Below are 18,500 nucleotides of genomic sequence, written 5' to 3'. Positions count from 1 at the left end.
GATTCGAGATTCGGGATACGTCAGAGCGGGGATTCGGCGGATCGGGTTCGAGGCGTTTCGCCTTCGAATCCCGCACTCCGAATCCCCTTCCCGGCTCTCAGTGCTCCTCGAGCTCCATGTTGATCGCGAGCGAACGGATTTCCTTGACCAGCACGTTGAACGACTCCGGCATGCCGGCGACCATCTCGTGCTCGCCGTCGACGATGTTCTTGTACATCTGGTTGCGGCCCTGCACGTCGTCGGATTTCACCGTCAGCATTTCCTGCAGGGTGTAGGCCGCGCCGTAGGCTTCCAGCGCCCAGACTTCCATCTCGCCGAAGCGCTGACCGCCGAACTGCGCCTTGCCGCCCAGCGGCTGCTGGGTGACGAGCGAGTACGGACCGGTCGAACGCGCGTGCATCTTGTCGTCCACCAGGTGGTTGAGCTTGAGCATGTGCATGTAGCCCACGGTCACCTCGCGCTCGAAGGTCTCGCCGGTGCGGCCGTCGTACAGACGGTGCTGGCCACTGGTCGGCATGTCCGCCAGCTCGAGCATCGCCTTGATCTCCGACTCCGCCGCGCCGTCGAACACCGGGGTCGCCATCGGCACGCCGTCGGTCAGGTTGCCGGCCAGCGTGAGCAGTTCCTCATCGCTGAACTGCGACAGGTCGACACGCTGCGCGAACGTCGCCTTGTCGTGGTTGTAGATCTGGTCGAGGAAGCTGCGCAGCTCGGCCACCTTGGCCTGGGCGTCGAGCATCCGCTGGATCTTCTCGCCGAGCCCCTTGGCCGCGAGGCCCAGGTGCACTTCGAGGATCTGGCCGATGTTCATACGCGACGGCACGCCGAGCGGGTTCAACACGATGTCGACGGTGTTGCCGTTCGCCATGTACGGCATGTCCTGCACGGGCACGATGGTCGACACGACACCCTTGTTGCCGTGGCGGCCGGCCATCTTGTCGCCCGGCTGGATGCGGCGCTTCACGGCCAGGTAGACCTTGACCATCTTCAGCACGCCCGGTGCGAGGTCGTCGCCCTGGGTGATCTTGCCGCGCTTGTCGGCGAAGCGCTTCTCGAATTCCTTCTGGTGCGCGTCGATCTGCTTCTGCGCACGCTCGATCGCGTCCGACGCGTCCTCGTCCTTCATGCGGATCTGGAACCAGTCGGACTTCTTCATGCCGTCGAGCACGAGAGAGCTGACCGTGTCGCCCTTCTTCAGGCCGGGACCGCCGTTGGCGACCTTGCCCTGGATCTGCGAACGCAGACGCGCGTAGATCGCGCTCTCGAGGATGCGGAACTGGTCGTCGAAGTCCTTCTTGACGCGCTTGATCTCGGATTCCTCGATCTGCTTGGCGCGCTTGTCCTTCTCGATGCCGTCGCGGGTGAAGACCTGCACGTCGATGACGGTGCCGTCCATGCCAGGCGGAACGCGCAGCGAGCTGTCCTTCACGTCGGACGCCTTCTCACCGAAGATCGCGCGCAGCAGCTTCTCTTCCGGGGTCAGCTGGCTCTCGCCCTTCGGCGTGACCTTGCCGACCAGGATGTCGCCGGCGCGCACTTCGGCACCGATGTACACCACGCCGGATTCGTCGAGACGGTTGAGCGCGTTCTCGGACACGTTCGGGATGTCGGCGGAGATTTCCTCCGGACCCAGCTTCGTGTCGCGGGCGACCGCGGTCAGTTCCTCGATGTGGATCGTCGTGTAGCGGTCTTCCTTGACGACGCGCTCCGACAGCAGGATCGAGTCTTCGAAGTTGTAGCCGTTCCACGGCATGAACGCGACCAGCATGTTCTGGCCCAGCGCGAGCTCACCGATGTCGGTCGAGGGACCGTCGGCCAGCACGTCGCCGCGCGCGACCACGTCACCCACGTTCACCAGCGGACGCTGGTTGATGCAGGTGTTCTGGTTGGAGCGCGTGTACTTGATCAGGTTGTAGATGTCGACGCCGGCATCGTGCTCGCCGGAGATCTCTTCTTCATTGACCTTGACCACGACGCGGCCGGCGTCGATCTGCTCGATCACGCCGCCACGGCGGGCGTTCACGGTCACGCCCGAGTCGCGCGCCACGGCACGCTCGATGCCGGTACCGACCAGCGGCTTCTGCGCACGCAGCGTCGGGACGGCCTGGCGCTGCATGTTGGCGCCCATCAGTGCGCGGTTCGCGTCATCGTGCTCGAGGAACGGCACGAGTGCGGCTGCGACCGATACGGTCTGCATCGGCGAGACGTCCATGTAATGGATTTCCGCCGGCGGCTTAAGCAGCGACTCGCCCTGGAAGCGGCAGTCGACGAACTGCTGCGTCATCGTGCCCTTGTCGTCCTGGACGGCATTGGCCTGTGCGATGACGTAGTCGTTCTCTTCGATCGCCGAGAGGTACTCGATCTCGTCGGTGACGCGGCTGTCGACGACCTTGCGGTACGGCGTCTCGAGGAAGCCGTAGCGGTTGGTGCGTGCGAAGGTCGCCAGCGAGTTGATCAGGCCGATGTTCGGGCCTTCCGGCGTTTCGATGGTGCAGACGCGGCCGTAGTGCGTGGGATGCACGTCGCGCACTTCGAAGCCGGCGCGCTCGCGGGTCAGACCGCCCGGCCCCAGGGCCGAGACGCGACGCTTGTGCGTGACTTCCGACAGCGGGTTGTTCTGGTCCATGAACTGCGACAGCTGCGAGGAGCCGAAGAATTCCTTGACCGCAGCCGCGACCGGCTTGGCGTTGATCAGCTCCTGCGGGGTCAGGCCATCGGCCTCGGCCATCGTCAGGCGCTCGCGCACGGCGCGCTCGACGCGGACCAGGCCCACGCGGAACACGTTCTCGGCCATTTCACCGACCGAACGCACGCGGCGGTTGCCGAGGTGATCGATGTCGTCGACGACGCCGCGACCGTTGCGGATCTCGGTCAGCACGCGGATGACATCGAGGATGTCCGAGGTCTGGCCGAACTCGCCGCGCAGACGCACCGAATCCTCGTCCTTGCGCTCGGCGAAGTAGCGGGCGTCGTACAGCACGGACGCGCCGGTGACTTCCTTGCGGCCGAGGCGGCGGTTGAACTTCATCCGGCCCACGCCCGACAGGTCGTAGCGCTCGAAGGTGAAGAACAGGTTGTGGAACAGGTTCTGCGCGGCGTCCTTGGTCGGCGGCTCGCCGGGACGCATCATGCGGTAGATCTCGACCAGCGCGTCGAGCTGGGTCTTGGTCGAGTCGATGCGCAGGGTGTTGGACAGGTACGGGCCGCGGTCGAGGTCGTTGACCCAGATCGTGCCGATGGCTTCGATGCCGGCCTTGCGCAGCGCTTCGAGCGTCTCGAGCGTGATCTCGTCGTTGGCGGTGGCCACGAGCTCGCCGGTCGACGGATCGATGACGTCGTGCGAGAGGATCTGGCCGACCATGTAGTCGTCCGGCACCGCGAGCGCGGTGATGCCCGAGGCCTCGAGCTGCTTGACGTGGCGCGCAGTGATGCGCTTGCCGGCCTCGACGATGACCTTGTCACCGTCCAGCAGATCGAAGTTGAGCGTTTCGCCACGCAGGCGCTCCGACACCAGCTCCAGCTGCACGCCCTCGCCTTCCGGCAGGATGTGGTAGCTGTTGATGTCGAAGAACTCGTTGAGCATTTCTTCGTTGTTGTAGCCGAGCGCGCGCAGCAGCACCGACACCGGCAGCTTGCGGCGGCGGTCGATACGGGTGAACAGCGCGTCCTTCGGGTCGAACTCGAAGTCGAGCCAGGAACCGCGGTACGGGATGATGCGGGCGCTGTAGAGCAGCTTGCCCGAGCTGTGGGTCTTGCCGCGGTCGTGGTCGAAGAACACGCCGGGCGAGCGGTGCAGCTGCGAGACGATGACGCGCTCGGTGCCGTTGATGATGAAGGTGCCGTTCTCGGTCATGAGCGGGATCTCGCCCATGTAGACCTCCTGCTCCTTCACGTACTTGATGGCCTTGGACGACGACTCGCGGTCGTAGATCACCAGACGCACGGTCACGCGCAGCGGGGCGCCGTAGCTGAGGCCGCGGTTGCGGCACTCGCGCTCGTCGAAGCCGGGCTCGCCGAGCTTGTAGCCGACGTATTCCAGCGCGGCGTAGCCGTTGTAGCTGACGATCGGGAACACCGACTTGAGCGCGGCGTGCAGGCCACGGTCCTCGCGCTGCGTGGGGTCGCGGTCGGCCTGCAGGAACTCGCGGTAGGAGTCGACCTGGATGGCCAACAGGAACGGCACCTCGAGAATCTCGCGGCGCTTGCCGAAGTTCTTGCGGATGCGCTTCTTCTCGGTGAACGAGTAGTTCGACTGGAGCTGGGACGTCGTCATGGATGTACGCCTCGATGAATCGGTGGACCGCATCGCGGTCCGGGGGGAACATGAGCTGCCACTGGGTAGTCGCTGGTATTGCCGGCACCAGCACGCCATCTCCCGCTACTACCCACTGACAACTGGTGTCAGTTGTCTGCGGTCGCCCCGGTTGTCAGGAACGACCAAGGGCCGGGAGCTTTCGCCCCCGGCCCCGGTGCATCGACAGCATGTGCTGCGATGCCAAGGTGTCGCTTACTTGAGCTCGGCGGTCGCGCCAGCAGCCTCGAGATCCTTCTTGATCTTCTCGGCTTCTTCCTTCGAGGCGCCTTCCTTGACGTCCTTCGGTGCGCCTTCGACCAGATCCTTGGCTTCCTTCAGGCCCAGGCCGGTGATCGCGCGGACGACCTTGATGACCTCGACCTTCTTGTCGCCGGCGGCCTTCAGCACGACGGTGAACTCGGTCTGCTCTTCAGCAGCGGCGGCCGGACCGGCAGCGGCGGCGGCGGCGACCGGAGCGGCGGCGGACACGCCGAACTTCTCTTCGATGGCCTTGACCAGCTCCATCACTTCCATCAGGGACTTCTCGGCGATGGCGTCGACGATCTGTTCAGTGGTAAGGGACATGTTGATTACCTTTGAGAATTTTTCTGGGATGGGGTTCGTTGGACCGGCAGATCGGGCTTACGCCGTCTCTTCGGTCGCGCTTTCGGCAGACGCTTCGGCCGGCGCGTCTTCGCCACCGCCCTGCTTGTCGCCGACGGCCTTGACGGCACGGGCGAACATCGCAGCGGGTTCGGACAGCACGCGGGCAAGCATGGACAGCGCTTGCTCGAGCGTCGGCAGCGAGGCCAGGACGTCGACGTGGCTGGCCGGGTACAGCTGGCCTTCGACGACGACGACCTTCGGCACCAGCTTGTCGTTGGTCTTGGCGAATTCCTTGATCAGGCGACCGGCAGCGCCGGGCTCCTCGGTCGAGAACGCATACAGCAGAGGGCCGACCAGCGCGTCCTTGGAACACGCGTAGTCGGTACCTTCCACTGCGCGTGCGGCCAGGGTGTTCTTGACAACGCGCAAGTACACACCGGTCTCACGAGCCTTCTTGCGCATCGCGGTCATCTGACTGACCGTGGTGCCCACGTACTCGACGGCAATCAAGGAGTGCGCCTTGGCGGCGACTTCTGCCAGCTCGGCGACAACTTCCTGCTTCTGGGACAGATTGAGAGCCATTAATCACTCCTCATTGTGAACTCCGCTCACGGCTCCTGCCGCTTGCGGTCCTGAGCGGCTTCCATCCTGGAGGCCGGGGATGCGCGAGCATCCCGGTGGTGGCCTTTCTGTCTGGCTGGACGAATGTCTGACCAGAAAACTTCGAAAAGGCATCACCATCTACGCAGGCCTTTCGGTGCATGCACCTCGGGATTAAGCGCTCTCGACCATCGGTGGCGGCGACTCCCTGCCAGTTCGAGCATCCCTGCCCGTCGCCACGTCGGTCTCGACCGCGCCTGCGGTCTTTGACGGCGCCACAACGGACCGGAGTCCGCTGCGATGCCCCCAAATCGCGCCGCCTGTTCGGGCGACGCGCTTATTGCGTATCAATCAGCGCGCGATGCTCAGCGACGACTGGTCCACGATCACGCCCGGGCCCATCGTCGAGCTCAGCGAGATCTTCTGCAGGTACTGGCCCTTGGCGGTGGCCGGCTTGGCCTTCACCAGGTCGGCCAGCAGCGCCTGCAGGTTTTCCTTCAGCTTCTCCGCATCGAAGTCGGCCTTGCCGATCGTGCAGTGGATGATGCCGGCCTTGTCGGTGCGGTAACGGACCTGGCCGCCCTTCGCATTCTTCACGGCCTCGCCCGGGTTCGGGGAGACGGTGCCGACCTTCGGGTTCGGCATCAGGCCGCGCGGGCCCAGGATCGTGCCGAGCTTGCCGACGACGCGCATCGCGTCCGGTGTGGCGATGACGACGTCATAGTTGATGTCGCCGCCCTGCATCTTCTCGGCCAGGTCGTCCATGCCGACGACGTCGGCACCGGCGGCCAGGGCCTCGTCGGCCTTGGCACCGGCCGGCGCGAACACCGCGACGCGGACGCTCTTGCCGGTACCGGCGGGCAGCACGGTCGAACCGCGCACCTGCTGGTCGGACTTGCGCGCGTCGACGCCGAGGCGGACGGCGACGTCCACGGCTTCGGCGAACTTCGCGCTGCTGTTGTCCTTGACGATCTTCAGGGCGTCATCGATGCCGTAGCTCTTGCCCGGCTGCACGGCGGCCTGGATGCTCTTCTGTCGCTTGGTCTGTGCCATGGTCTCAGCCCTCCACCGTCAGGCCCATCGAACGGGCGGAGCCCGCGATGGTGCGCACTGCTGCTTCCAGCTCGGCCGCCGTCAGGTCGGCTTCCTTCGCCTTGGCGATTTCTTCGAGCTGCGCACGCGTCACCTTGCCCACCTTCTCGGTGTTGGGACGCTTGGAGCCCGAGGCCACACCTGCCGCCTTCTTCAGCAGCACCGAAGCCGGCGTGCTCTTGGTGATGAAGGTGAACGTACGGTCCGAATAGGCCGTGATGATGACCGGGGTCGGCAGACCCGGCTCGAGCTTGGAGGTCGCTGCGTTGAACGCCTTGCAGAACTCCATGATGTTCAGGCCGCGCTGACCCAGCGCAGGACCGACCGGCGGCGAGGGGTTGGCCTGACCGGCCTTGACCTGCAGCTTGATGTAACCGACGACTTTCTTCGCCATTGTCTTCTTCTCTCCGGGTGCAAGCGCCTGAGCTCAGGCTCCCCATCGTTCCGGGAATCGCGTGTCCCGGATTCACGTTGTCCATCTCGCGCGAAAGGCCGCCCATACGGCGGCCTGTGCGGTTGCCTGGCGCGGCCAGACAGTGAGCCGCGCACTATAGCAGGGTTTCGCGCGCCCGTCACACGCGGGCGGCGCGGCGGGGCTCAGGCCTTTTCGACCTGCCCGAATTCCAGCTCGACCGGAGTCGAGCGGCCGAAGATCAGCACGGCGACGCGCAGGCGGCTCTTCTCGTAGTTGACTTCCTCGACGACGCCGTTGAAGTCGTTGAACGGCCCGTCGGTGACGCGGACCATCTGGCCGGCCTCGAACAGGACCTTCGGACGCGGCTTCTCGACGCCTTCCTGCACGCGATCCAGGATCACGGCGGCCTCGTCGTCGCGGATGGGCAGCGGACGGTCGGCGGTGCCGCCGATGAAACCCATGACCTTCGGCGTTTCCTTGACCAGGTGCCAGCTCTCGTTGTCCATGCGCGGGATGCCGCCCTCGTCCGAGGTCAGGATCTGCACGAGCACGTAGCCCGGGAAGAACTTGCGCTCGGAACGGCGCTTCTGGCCGGAGCGCATCTCGATCACTTCCTCGGTCGGCACCAGCACGTCGCCGAACTTGTCCTGCATTTCAGTGCGCACGATGCGATCGCGCAGCGCCTGGGCCACCGACTTCTCGAAGCCGGAATAGGCATGCACGACGTACCAGCGCTTGACGCCTTCGGTTTCCATCTGAATCGTTACTCCGTCACTGCCTCAGAACGAGGCGGATGAGCCACTGGATGACCTGGTCGAAGCCGGCCAGCATCAGGCTGATGATGATGACCGCGATGATCACGATCCACGTCAGCCGGATCGCTTCCTGCCGCGTCGGCCAGACGACCTTGCGCAGCTCGAAGCGGGTTTCCGAGAAGAAATCCCGGGTCTTGTGGCCCTTGCCGGTGGTCAGGAAGACCGCGGCGGCGCCGACGATGCAGAGCGCGACGATGACACTGCGCACGACGGTCGCCAGCTGGGTTTCGAACCAGTAGAAGGCGAACACGCCGGCCACCACCAGAAGCACCGCTGCGGCGTATTTGGCGAGATCCGTCGAGGACGCGCCCTTCGAATGTTCCACTCTGCTGTTCAAGTCCCGGCGACTCATCGGTTGGGCGACTGCTCGGTTGACAGGCCCGGCCGTGCAGCACCAGGCCCCGCGCGGAGGATCCGCGAATGGCACGCCAGGAGGGACTCGAACCCCCAACCTGCGGTTTTGGAGACCGCTGCTCTGCCAATTGAGCTACTGGCGTAAGGATGGAACATCCGTCGACTCAGGCCTTCCTGAGACGGCGAAGGCGGACCGGGGTTCCGGCCCGCCCTTTGGATCGTCATTCCCGCGTACGCGGGAATCCAGGGACCTTGATTGTATGCTGCCCGGCGAACCGAAGAGCCGAAGTCACTGGACCCCGGCGCTTGCCGGGATGACGTCTTGGCAGCCGAGCGCGCCAGGCGCGCTCGGGCCAGGGCGTCACTTGATGATCTTGGCCACCACGCCGGCGCCGACGGTGCGGCCGCCTTCGCGGATCGCGAAGCGCAGGCCTTCGTCCATCGCCACCGGGTTGATCAGCGTGACCACCATCTTCACGTTGTCGCCCGGCATCACCATCTCGGTGCCTTCCGGCAGCTCGACCGCACCGGTGATGTCGGTGGTGCGGAAGTAGAACTGCGGACGGTAGCCCTTGAAGAACGGGGTGTGACGGCCGCCCTCGTCCTTCGACAGCACGTAGACTTCGGCTTCGAAATCGGTGTGCGGCTTGATCGAACCCGGCTTGCACAGCACCTGGCCGCGCTCGACGTCGTCACGCTTGGTGCCGCGCAGCAGCAGACCGGCGTTGTCGCCCGCCTGGCCCTGGTCGAGCAGCTTGCGGAACATCTCGACGCCCGTGACCGTGGTCTTCTGGGTGGCGCGGATACCGACGATCTCGATTTCCTCGCCGACCTTGATGATGCCGCGCTCGATGCGGCCGGTCACCACGGTGCCGCGGCCCGAGATCGAGAACACGTCTTCGACCGGCATCAGGAACGGCTTGTCGACGTCGCGCTCCGGCTCCGGAATGAAGGTGTCCAGCGCCTCGACCAGCTTCAGGATCGCCGGCACGCCGATCTCGCTCTGGTCGCCTTCCAGCGCCAGACGGGCCGAGCCGTGGATGATCGGGGTGTCGTCGCCCGGGAAGTCGTACTTCGACAACAGCTCGCGCACTTCCATCTCGACCAGCTCGAGCAGCTCGGCGTCGTCGACCATGTCGGCCTTGTTCAGGAACACGACGATGTGCGGCACGCCGACCTGGCGCGACAGCAGGATGTGCTCGCGGGTCTGCGGCATCGGGCCGTCCGCGGCCGAACACACCAGGATCGCGCCGTCCATCTGCGCCGCACCGGTGATCATGTTCTTGACGTAGTCGGCGTGACCCGGGCAATCGACGTGCGCGTAGTGACGGTTCGGGCTTTCGTATTCGACGTGTGCGGTCGAAATCGTGATGCCACGCGCCTTCTCTTCCGGCGCCGCGTCGATCGCGTCGTAGGCCTTGAATTCGCCGCCGAAACGCTCCGCACCGATCTTCGTCAGCGCCGCCGTCAGCGTCGTCTTGCCGTGGTCAACGTGACCAATCGTGCCCACGTTCACGTGGGGCTTGGTGCGCTCGAACTTACCCTTTGCCATGGCTGCCTTGTCTCGAAATCTGATGAAGTGGTGATTGCGTGCCGCTTCGGACCCGCGATGGAAGCGGATCCGCGGAGGATGGTGCTCACGAAAGGAATCGAACCTTCGACCTCCTCCTTACCAAGGAGGTGCTCTACCGACTGAGCTACGTGAGCAACGATGTGGAACGGGGTACCGCGTGGAACGTTCAATGGAGCGGGAGACGGGAATCGAACCCGCACCATCAGCTTGGAAGGCTGAGGTTCTACCGTTGAACTACTCCCGCACCGGGACCCGCCTGCCGCATTACAACCTGTCGCACTGCACTTGTTCCACCGTGTCGAAATGGTGGAGGGAGGTGGATTCGAACCACCGAAGGCGTAAGCCAGCAGATTTACAGTCTGCCCCCGTTGGCCGCTTGGGTATCCCTCCGGCGTTTTCGTCGTGCCGGTGAAAACAGCCCGCGATTTTGGGCCCAGTTACCGATCCTGTCAACGTTGCATTGCAACGAATCGTCATCGGAACCGCCGCCCCGCGATTGCCTGCGGGACGGGGTGCGCATGTTACCGGTCGGCGCGCTCCGGCGCCATCGCCGCGACGTCGTCGCGACCGATGGCCACATGCGGCACACCGTCGGCGCCGATCCAGCCGCGGTACATGCCTTCGGTATTGAACGGCAGGGCCATCTGCCCGTCGGCCCCGAGCGCGATCGCGCCGCCGTTGCCGCCGAGCGCGGGAATGTCGGCGTTGATGACCGCCTCGGCCGCGGTCTCGACCCCCTCGCCCAGCAGCTCGACCCGGCTGCAGATCGCATGCGCCGCAGCGGTACGCAGGTAGAACTCGCCCCAGCCGGTGCCCGAGACCGCGCACCGGGCATCGGCCCAGGTGCCGGCGCCGATCACCGGCGCGTCGCCCACCCGCCCCCAGCGCTTGTCGGTCATACCGCCCGTCGAGGTGCCGGCCGCGAGCGCGCCGGACGCGTCGAGCGCCACCGCGCCCACCGTGCCGAAATAGCGCAGCGGATCGTCCGCCACGGCTGCATGGGCGTTGCGCGCGGCTTCGGCATCGGACCGGGCCTTCTGCAGCTGCTGCCAGCGTTTCTCGGTCCGGAACCAGGCCGGATCGGTGAACTCGATGCCCTGGCTCTGCGCGAAGCTCTCCGCCCCCTCGCCGACCAGCATCACGTGCGGCGAGTCGTCCATCACGTGCCGCGCGAGCTGGATCGGGTTGCGGATCCGGCGCACGCCGGCCACCGCCCCGGCCGCTCGGGTGGCGCCGTCCATCAGCGAGGCGTCGAGCTCGTTGACGCCCTCATGGGTGAAGACCGCGCCGCGGCCGGCGTTGAACGACGGATCGTCTTCGAGGACCGTGATCGCGGCGACCACCGCATCGAGCGCAGGCCTGCCGTCGCGCAGCAGCGCATGACCGGTGCGCAGCGCCTGGGCCAGCGCTTCGCGCGCGGCCGCGGCCTCCGCATCCGAGAGACCGGTGCGCACGACGCCGGCACCGCCATGGATCACCAGCACCGGGCCGACCGAAGGAGGCGGCACATCCGCCGCCATTACCGGCATCGAGACACCGGCAATGGCGAGGGCACACAGGACGGACAGGGACGACAGACGCATGGCGACTCCGGAGCACCGACAGGAAGTCCCCGAGTGTAGGCGGCAGGGCCGCCAGCGCGCACGAGCACACGCCTGCCTGCCCCGCCACGCGGCCCCGGACATACGAAAGGCGCCCCGAAGGGCGCCTTTGCGGAACGGCGACAGCGGCAGCGTCAGACGTTGAAGCGGAAATGCATCACGTCGCCGTCCTTGACGATGTACTCCTTGCCTTCCAGACGCCACTTGCCCGCTTCCTTGGCGGCGGATTCGCCGTTGTAGCGGATGAAGTCGTCGTAACCGACGACTTCGGCGCGGATGAAGCCTTTCTCGAAGTCCGTATGGATGACCGCCGCCGCCTGCGGCGCGGTCGCCCCGATCTTCACCGTCCAGGCGCGCACTTCCTTGACGCCCGCGGTGAAGTACGTCTGCAGGTCGAGCAGGCCGTAGGCCGCGCGGATCACGCGATTCAGCCCCGGCTCGTCGAGGCCGAGATCGGTCAGGAACGCATCACGATCGACGTCCTCGAGCTGCGAGAGCTCCTCCTCGATCGCGGCCGAGACCGGCACGACCTCGGCGCCCTCGCCGACCGCACGGGCGCGCACCGCGTCGAGATGCGGATTGTTCTCGAACCCATCCTCGAGCACGTTGGCGATGTACAGCACCGGCTTGGCGGTCAGCAGGAACAGGTCGCGGATCGCGGCGTTGTCCTCGTCGGAGAGCTTCAGCGCGCGCACCGGCTGGCCGTCGGCCAGGCCCTTGTGCACGCGGCCCAGCACTTCGGCGCGGACCTTGGCGTCCTTGTCGCCGGTCTTGGCCGAACGCTCGGCGCGCTGCAGCGCGCGCTCCACCGAATCCAGGTCGGCCAGCGCCAGCTCGGTATCGATGGTCTCGATGTCGGCGATCGGGTCGACCTTGTTGTTGACGTGGATGACGTCGGGATTCTCGAAGCAGCGCACCACGTGGGTGATCGCGTCGACCTCGCGGATGTGCGACAGGAACTTGTTGCCCAGGCCCTCACCGCTGGCCGCGCCGGCGACGAGGCCGGCGATGTCGACGAACTCGACCGCGGTCGGCAGCACCTTCTGCGGCTTGACGATCGCCGCCAGCGCATTGAGGCGCAGATCCGGCACCGGCACGATGCCGACGTTCGGCTCGATGGTGCAGAACGGAAAGTTGGCCGCGGCGATACCCGCCTTGGTCAGCGCGTTGAAGAGAGTCGACTTGCCGACGTTCGGCAGGCCGACGATGCCGCATTTGATGCCCATGGCTTGAATCCGGGAGTGGTGATTCGGGATTGGGGATTCGGACAAGCACGCCGAATCCCCAATCCCCAATCCCTAATCCCTGGGCGTATGCAGCCGCGTCATCGCATCCATGAAATTGCCGTCCATCGCCAGCGGCAGCACGTCGATGGCATCGTCGATCGCGCGGCCGATCAGGATGTCGTCGTCCGCATTCGCGCGGCCCAGCACCCACGGCGTGACCTTGTCCTTGCTGCCCGGATGCCCGATGCCGATGCGCAACCTGTGGAAGCGGCCGTGGCCGAGCAGTTGCATCGTGTCGCGCAGGCCATTCTGCCCACCGTGGCCGCCATCGAACTTCAACCGCGCGGTGCCCGGCGGCAGATCCAGTTCGTCGTGCGCCAGCAGCGCCTGCTCGGGCTCGAACTTCCAGAACCGCAGCGCAGCGGTGACCGACTTGCCGCTGAGATTCATGAAGGTGGCCGGCTTCAGCAGCCAGACCGGCTGGCCCGCGATATCGATCTTCGCGGTTTCGCCGAACAGTTTGCTGTCGAGCCGGAACGACGCGCCCGCCTTGGCGGCGAGTTCGTCGACAAAACGGAACCCGGCGTTGTGCCGGGTCCGTGCGTAGTCGGGTCCGGGATTGCCCAGCCCGACGATCAGTCGCAGTCCTGCCATCGATACGGCAACGCGGGCACGCCCGAAGGCGCGCCCGCGCGACGATTACTCGTCGTCCTTCGCGGCCTTGGTGGCCGGAACGTCGGCCGCCTCGTCCTCGCCCTCGGCCGGCTCGGCCTCGACGCGGCCGTGCTTGGCGACGACGACGGCGACGTCGTGGTCCGCGCCCAGCGCCAGTTCGGGGATCTCGACGCCCTTGGGCAGCTTGACCTGCGACAGGTGGACGATATCGCCGACGACCATCGCGCCGAGGTCGACCTCGATGAACTCCGGCAGGTCGCCCGGCAGGCAGGTCACGGTGACTTCGTTGAGCTCGTGGGTGATGACGACGTCGGCGGCCTTGCCGGCCGGCGAGGTGTCTTCATTGACAAAGTGCAGCGGAACGGCCGTGCGGATCGCCTCGTTCTCGTTCACGCGCTGGAAGTCCAGATGCAGGATCTGCTGCTTGTACGGATGACGCTGCATGTCACGCAGCAGCACCTTCTGGACGTCGCCGTTGAGGCTCAGATCGAGGATCGACGCATAGAACCACTCGTGCTGGCTGGCGAGCCAGACATCGTTGTGGCTCAGCTCGATGCTGACCGGCTTGAGGTCACCGCCGTAGACGACGGCAGGCACGTTGCCCGCAAGACGCAGGCGGCGGCTCGCACCCTTCCCCTCGTCTTCGCGGCGCTGCACCTTGATTTCATGTTGAGTTGCCATGGTGAACTACCTACTTGAAGTGAACCGTCTCGCGACGGTTTGAACGACTCGCCCGCGACCAGGCGAGTCAGGTTCCGGCGGATGCCGGACATCTCGTGCACGCCCGGGCCGGCCCGGGCGATGAAGCCATGCTCAGTCGACGTAGAGCGAGCTCACCGACTCGCCGAAGGCGATGCGGCGGATCGTCTCGGCCAGCAGCTCGGCGACGCTGAGCTGGCGGATGCGCGAGCAATTGCGCGCGGCCTCCGACAGCGGAATGGTGTCGGTGACCACCATCTCGTCGAGCTGCGATTTTTCGATGTTGTCGATCGCCGCGCCCGACAGCACCGCATGCGTGCAATAGGCGACGACCTTCTCGGCGCCGTTCTTCTTCAGCGCGGCGGCCGCGGCGCACAGCGTGCCGGCGGTGTCGACGATGTCGTCGACCAGCACGCAGGTCTTGCCCTGCACGTCACCGATGATGTTCATCACCGTCGAGACGTTGGCGCGCGGACGGCGCTTGTCGATGATCGCCAGGTCCGCATCGTCGAGCCGCTTGGCGATCGCGCGGGCGCGCACCACGCCGCCGACGTCGGGCGAGACCACGATCAGGTTGTCGGTGCCGTGAGCGCGCCAGATGTCGGCCAGCAGCAGCGGCGAGGCGTAGACGTTGTCGACCGGAATGTCGAAGAAGCCCTGGATCTGGTCGGCGTGCAGGTCGATCGTCAGCACCCGGTCGGCACCGGCGGCGGTGACCATCTTGGCCGCGACCTTGGCCGTGATCGGCACGCGCGACGAGCGCAGGCGGCGATCCTGGCGCGAGTAGCCGAAGTACGGAATCACCGCGGTCACGCTGGCGACCGAGGCGCGCTTGAGCGCGTCGATCAGCACCAGCAGTTCCATCAGGTTCTCGGCCGACGGCGCGCAGGTCGGCTGGATCAGGAACACGTCCTGGCGGCGCACGTTCTCCTCGATCTCGACCTGGACTTCGCCGTCGGAGAACGTCGACACCAGCGCCTTGCCCTGGCGCACGCCCAGCTCACGGCACACGGCCTTGACCAGGGGGCGATTGGCATTGCCCGAAAAGATCAGGAGATTGCGTTCTTCTTTCATGTCTGGAACTCCGCGTCGCTCTGACCGAGCGGATGAAGGAACCATGCCGGAGCACGGACGGATGGCAGGGGCGGCAGGATTCGAACCTGCGAATGCCGGGATCAAAACCCGGTGCCTTAACCACTTGGCGACGCCCCTTCGAAAAGCCGTGATTCGTGATGGGTCATTCGTGATCCGGCAAGGCGCTGCGCATGGCCTGTTCGAATCACCAATCACCAATGACGAATCACCGCGCCTCCAACGCCTCGAGCAATGGCGAGCGCGCCGCACCGGCCACCACGCGGGCCTGCACCCGCGACGCGACCTGTGCCTGCGCGGCCTCGGCGGATTCGCGGGTGGCGAATTCGACGAAGCAGCCGCTGCCCGTGCCGGTCAAGCGCGGCGTACCGACCTGCGCCAGCTCGGCGAACACCGCCTCGACGGCAGGTTCGCGGCGACGCAGGACCGGCTCGAACGCGTTGCCGAGCGCTGCACCTGAAACGAAGTCGGCCATTGTCGCGGGCGCAGCATTTCGCGTCAATTCAGGTGTTGCGAACAGGCCGGCGGTGTTCACGTGGACGCCGGGATCGGCGAGCAGGTACCAGGCCGGCGGAAGGTCCACCGGCTGCAGGACATCGCCGATCCCTTCGGCCCAGGCGTTGCGCCCGCGCACGAACACCGGGACGTCCGCACCCAGCGCCAGTCCCAGCGCCGCCAGCCGGTCTTCGCCGAGATCCAAGCCCCACAAACGATCGAGCGCCCGCAGTACGGTGGCCGCATCGGACGAACCGCCGCCGAGCCCGGCGCCCGAAGGAATGCGTTTTTCAACGGCGATGTCGGCACCTTGGCCGACGTTTCCATGTTTTTGCAGCGCGCGCGCGGCGCGCACCACCAGATCGTCTCCGGCCGCCAGTCCGGGCAGCGTCTGCCCGTGGCGCACGATGGCCGGGTCGGCGCGGACCCGCAGATGCACGGTGTCGCCCCAGTCCAGCAGGCGGAATACCGTCTGCAGCGCGTGGTAGCCGTCGGCCCGACGCCCGGTGATGCGCAGGAAGAGATTGAGCTTGGCCGGCGCCGGCCAGGCCTGCCATCCGTCACCGTCGAGCGGACCGGTCATGGCGCGGCGACGGGATCGAGCGTCCAGGCATCCACGATCAGGCGCACGCGGGCGGCATCGCGCGCGGCGTTGATCCGGACCGGCAGCGCCGGCGCGCCCTCGGCGGCGACCGGTTGCCAGTCGAGGTAGTCGATGGTCCAGCCGTCCTGGCGCAGCCGGGCGAGCTGGCCGTCGGCGGTGTACTCGAGCTCGGCCTCGCCCGATTGCAGGGGGTCGGCCCGCGTGCCGGCCGCCCACGCGGCGAGCGCGGCCACCGGGATATCGAAGCCGGTGGCCTCCCACAGCAGTTGGCCGACGTCGGCGCCGTCGCGCGGCCCGCCATCCAGACCCTCGATGCGGGCCCCGCCCGGACCGCCGATCAGGCGCCAGCTCTGCCGGGTGACCGGCGCGGCCAGCGCGACTTCGAACCGATCACCGACCTGACGCCAGTCGATGCGGCCACTGCCGCCGTCGCGGCCGTTCGACATCGCGACGCGGCCGGTGAACGCGAATTCGGGCAGCGCCCGCACCGCGGCCTCACGCGCGACGAGCCGCGCATCGGCCCGGGCCTGGGCGTCGGCATCGAGCACCGCGGTCTGCGCGGGCGGGCGCACCGGCACGCTGGTGCAGGCGGCGAGCGCAGCGACCAGCGCCGCAGCGGCGAATGCACGTGCGCTCATGCGCCGGTCTTCTCGAGCGCGCGCAGCAGCGAGCGGTTGTCCGGATCGATCGCGCGCGCCTCGTCGAAATAGCGGCGCGCCTCGTCGCGGCGCCCGGTCACCCACAGCACCTCGGCGATGTGCGCGGCAACTTCGGCGTCCTTCATCATCGAATAGGCCCGGCGCAGCTCGACCAGCGCTTCGGCATGCCGGCCGAGCCGGTAGAGCACCCAGCCGTAGCTGTCGATAATCGCGGCATTGTCGGGCTCGGCCAGGCGCGCGCGGTCGATCAGCTCCAACGCCTCGGTGTACCGCTGGGTGCGATCGGCGAGCGTGTAGCCCAGCGCATTGAGCGCGGCGATGTTCTCCGGATCCTGGACCAGGATGCGGCGCAGGTCGGCCTCGGCGCGTGCGATGTCGTCGCGGCGTTCCCACATCAGTGCGCGCGCGTACAGCACCGCCGGGTCGTCGGGCATCGCGCCGAGACCTCGGTTGTAGACGTCGAGCTCGACCGGATCGTCGTCCTCGCGGCGCAGCTCGGCCTCCAGCAGGTAGGCGCTGCGGCGCGTGTCTTCCTCGGCGGCGCCGTCGGTCTGCAGTGCACGCAGACGCTGCCAGGCCTCGTCGCGACGCTCGAGCTCGTGCAGCACGCGCGCGCCGCGGATCCGCGCCTGCTGGCGCTCCAGGCCGCCCGGCACGGTGTCGTACCACTCCAGCGCCTCGTCGAACTGCTCGAGGTACTCGGCCATCTGGCCGAGCAGCAGGCGCTGCGCGGGATTCGGGGTCAGCGCGACCGCCTTGACCTCTTCATACAACGCAGCCAGCGCGTCCTTGTTCTCCGCCCGGGCCAGCAGCGAGGCACGCAGCACATAGGTGCGGCCGTCCTGCGGGCCTGTGCCCAGCGTGCGCTCGGCATCGGCGAAATCGCCCAGCGCCTCGTACTCGACCGCGATGGCGAGCCGTACGTCGGGCGCGATCAGCGCCGCGTCCTCGCCCATCGCCGCCAGCGCGGCGCGGGCCTCGTCGGTGCGGCCCGACTCACGCAGCTGGCTGGCGCGCAGCAGCGCGACGCGCGGCTCGCCGGGGAATTTGGCGACGATCGTGTCGAGGATGCGCTCGGTCAGGTCGACGCGGTCGAGGCGCTGGGCCAGGCCGCCGAACGCCATCCAGGCCTGCAGCACATCGGGAATCGCGCCATCGGCAACGATGCGGTCGAGCAGGCGCGCGGCCTGGGCCGGATCGCGCCCGCCGCCCGAAAGTACGGTGAACGCATGTCGCCAACCGGTGGGATCGTCGCTGCGCAGCAGGGTCTCGAGCTGGCGGCGCGCGGCACGGTCGCGGCCGTTGCGCAGCGACAGTGTCGCCTCGGCGGCGAGCATCGGCAGCGATCCCGGGGCATGGCGACGCCACAGGTCCAACGCCTGGGCCGCGCGCTTGTCGTCACCGGCCAGCAGTGCGATCCGGGTGGCACGTTCGGCCAGACCCGCATCGCCGTCGGACTGGCGGGCCGCGGCCAGGTACCAGTCGGCGGCCTCGTCCAGGCGCCCGGCCTGGACCGCGAATTCACCGGCCAGCGTGGCGCCGAGCAGATCGTTCTGCAGGATGTCGTCGCCCGCGGCCGGCGGCCGGGCCTGGCTGGTGCAGGCGATTCCGAGCAGCGGAACCAGCAGCGCCGCACGCAGCCGCGCGGACCAAACGGAGTCGAAAACGGGCATCTGGGGCAACCGGGCCGTAAAATGGGC

General features: G+C 67.0%; 16 protein-coding genes and 5 tRNA genes. All 21 read right to left on the bottom strand.

From position 1 onward, the window contains the following. Positions 1-97: 97 nt before the first annotated feature. The 21 genes from rpoB to ACF3M1_RS04095 all read right to left on the bottom strand — a co-directional run bounded on the left by rpoB (position 98) and on the right by ACF3M1_RS04095 (position 18,473). Positions 98-4,273, bottom strand: coding sequence for a DNA-directed RNA polymerase subunit beta (gene rpoB, locus ACF3M1_RS04195; protein WP_394004193.1), 4,176 nt, complete (start codon positions 4,271-4,273; stop codon positions 98-100). Between the two features lie 234 nt (positions 4,274-4,507). Next, positions 4,508-4,879, bottom strand: coding sequence for a 50S ribosomal protein L7/L12 (gene rplL / locus ACF3M1_RS04190; RefSeq protein WP_096208166.1), 372 nt, complete (start codon positions 4,877-4,879; stop codon positions 4,508-4,510). Between the two features lie 57 nt (positions 4,880-4,936). Continuing rightward, entirely contained in the window at positions 4,937-5,482 is a 546-nt protein-coding gene (gene rplJ / locus ACF3M1_RS04185) for a 50S ribosomal protein L10 (RefSeq protein WP_394004191.1), read from the bottom strand. Between the two features lie 369 nt (positions 5,483-5,851). Continuing rightward, a complete protein-coding gene (gene rplA / locus ACF3M1_RS04180) occupies positions 5,852-6,553 on the bottom strand; it encodes a 50S ribosomal protein L1 (protein ID WP_394004189.1) in 702 nt (233 codons plus the stop codon). Between the two features lie 4 nt (positions 6,554-6,557). Then, complete coding sequence (gene rplK / locus ACF3M1_RS04175) at positions 6,558-6,986, bottom strand: 50S ribosomal protein L11 (protein WP_055246815.1); 429 nt, start codon at positions 6,984-6,986, stop codon at positions 6,558-6,560. 203 nt (positions 6,987-7,189) lie between these two features. After that, a complete protein-coding gene (gene nusG / locus ACF3M1_RS04170; protein WP_394004186.1) occupies positions 7,190-7,762 on the bottom strand; it encodes a transcription termination/antitermination protein NusG in 573 nt (190 codons plus the stop codon). Positions 7,763-7,778: 16 nt separating this feature from the next. Further along, entirely contained in the window at positions 7,779-8,159 is a 381-nt protein-coding gene (gene secE / locus ACF3M1_RS04165; protein WP_394004184.1) for a preprotein translocase subunit SecE, read from the bottom strand. 84 nt (positions 8,160-8,243) lie between these two features. Next, positions 8,244-8,319, bottom strand: a tRNA-Trp gene (locus ACF3M1_RS04160). Between the two features lie 218 nt (positions 8,320-8,537). Next, a complete protein-coding gene (gene tuf / locus ACF3M1_RS04155) occupies positions 8,538-9,728 on the bottom strand; it encodes an elongation factor Tu (RefSeq protein WP_394004182.1) in 1,191 nt (396 codons plus the stop codon). 79 nt (positions 9,729-9,807) lie between these two features. After that, positions 9,808-9,883 (bottom strand) — tRNA-Thr (locus ACF3M1_RS04150). A gap of 36 nt (positions 9,884-9,919) precedes the next feature. Beyond that, positions 9,920-9,993, bottom strand: a tRNA-Gly gene (locus tag ACF3M1_RS04145). 60 nt (positions 9,994-10,053) lie between these two features. Beyond that, positions 10,054-10,139: transfer RNA gene (locus ACF3M1_RS04140), tRNA-Tyr, on the bottom strand. Positions 10,140-10,270: 131 nt separating this feature from the next. After that, the gene (locus ACF3M1_RS04135; RefSeq protein WP_394004180.1) at positions 10,271-11,332 is read right to left on the bottom strand and encodes an isoaspartyl peptidase/L-asparaginase family protein; all 1,062 of its coding nucleotides are present in this window, start codon (positions 11,330-11,332) and stop codon (positions 10,271-10,273) included. A gap of 152 nt (positions 11,333-11,484) precedes the next feature. Then, positions 11,485-12,576: a redox-regulated ATPase YchF gene (gene ychF, locus ACF3M1_RS04130; RefSeq protein WP_394004178.1), complete on the bottom strand. Its 1,092-nt coding sequence runs from the start codon at positions 12,574-12,576 to the stop codon at positions 11,485-11,487. Positions 12,577-12,648: 72 nt separating this feature from the next. Continuing rightward, the gene (gene pth, locus ACF3M1_RS04125; protein WP_394004176.1) at positions 12,649-13,230 is read right to left on the bottom strand and encodes an aminoacyl-tRNA hydrolase; all 582 of its coding nucleotides are present in this window, start codon (positions 13,228-13,230) and stop codon (positions 12,649-12,651) included. Between the two features lie 45 nt (positions 13,231-13,275). Beyond that, positions 13,276-13,932 carry a 50S ribosomal protein L25/general stress protein Ctc gene (locus ACF3M1_RS04120; RefSeq protein WP_394004174.1) on the bottom strand — a complete coding sequence of 219 codons (657 nt, stop codon included), beginning with the start codon at positions 13,930-13,932 and terminating at the stop codon, positions 13,276-13,278. Between the two features lie 132 nt (positions 13,933-14,064). After that, on the bottom strand, positions 14,065-15,024 hold the full coding sequence (locus ACF3M1_RS04115) for a ribose-phosphate diphosphokinase (RefSeq protein ID WP_096208176.1): 960 nt from the start codon (positions 15,022-15,024) through the stop codon (positions 14,065-14,067). Between the two features lie 62 nt (positions 15,025-15,086). Then, positions 15,087-15,162, bottom strand: a tRNA-Gln gene (locus ACF3M1_RS04110). 88 nt (positions 15,163-15,250) lie between these two features. Then, complete coding sequence (gene ispE / locus ACF3M1_RS04105; RefSeq protein ID WP_394004171.1) at positions 15,251-16,120, bottom strand: 4-(cytidine 5'-diphospho)-2-C-methyl-D-erythritol kinase; 870 nt, start codon at positions 16,118-16,120, stop codon at positions 15,251-15,253. Further along, entirely contained in the window at positions 16,117-16,779 is a 663-nt protein-coding gene (lolB, locus tag ACF3M1_RS04100; protein WP_394004169.1) for a lipoprotein insertase outer membrane protein LolB, read from the bottom strand. The genes ispE and lolB overlap by 4 nt, the downstream gene beginning before the upstream one ends. Continuing rightward, entirely contained in the window at positions 16,776-18,473 is a 1,698-nt protein-coding gene (locus ACF3M1_RS04095) for a tetratricopeptide repeat protein (protein WP_394004167.1), read from the bottom strand. Before ACF3M1_RS04095 ends, lolB begins: the two co-directional genes overlap by 4 nt. Positions 18,474-18,500: the final 27 nt, after the last annotated feature.

This window comes from Luteimonas sp. WGS1318, assembly GCF_043187535.1.
Lineage (GTDB): Bacteria > Pseudomonadota > Gammaproteobacteria > Xanthomonadales > Xanthomonadaceae > Luteimonas.
This window is presented reverse-complemented; position numbering and strand designations above follow the sequence as displayed.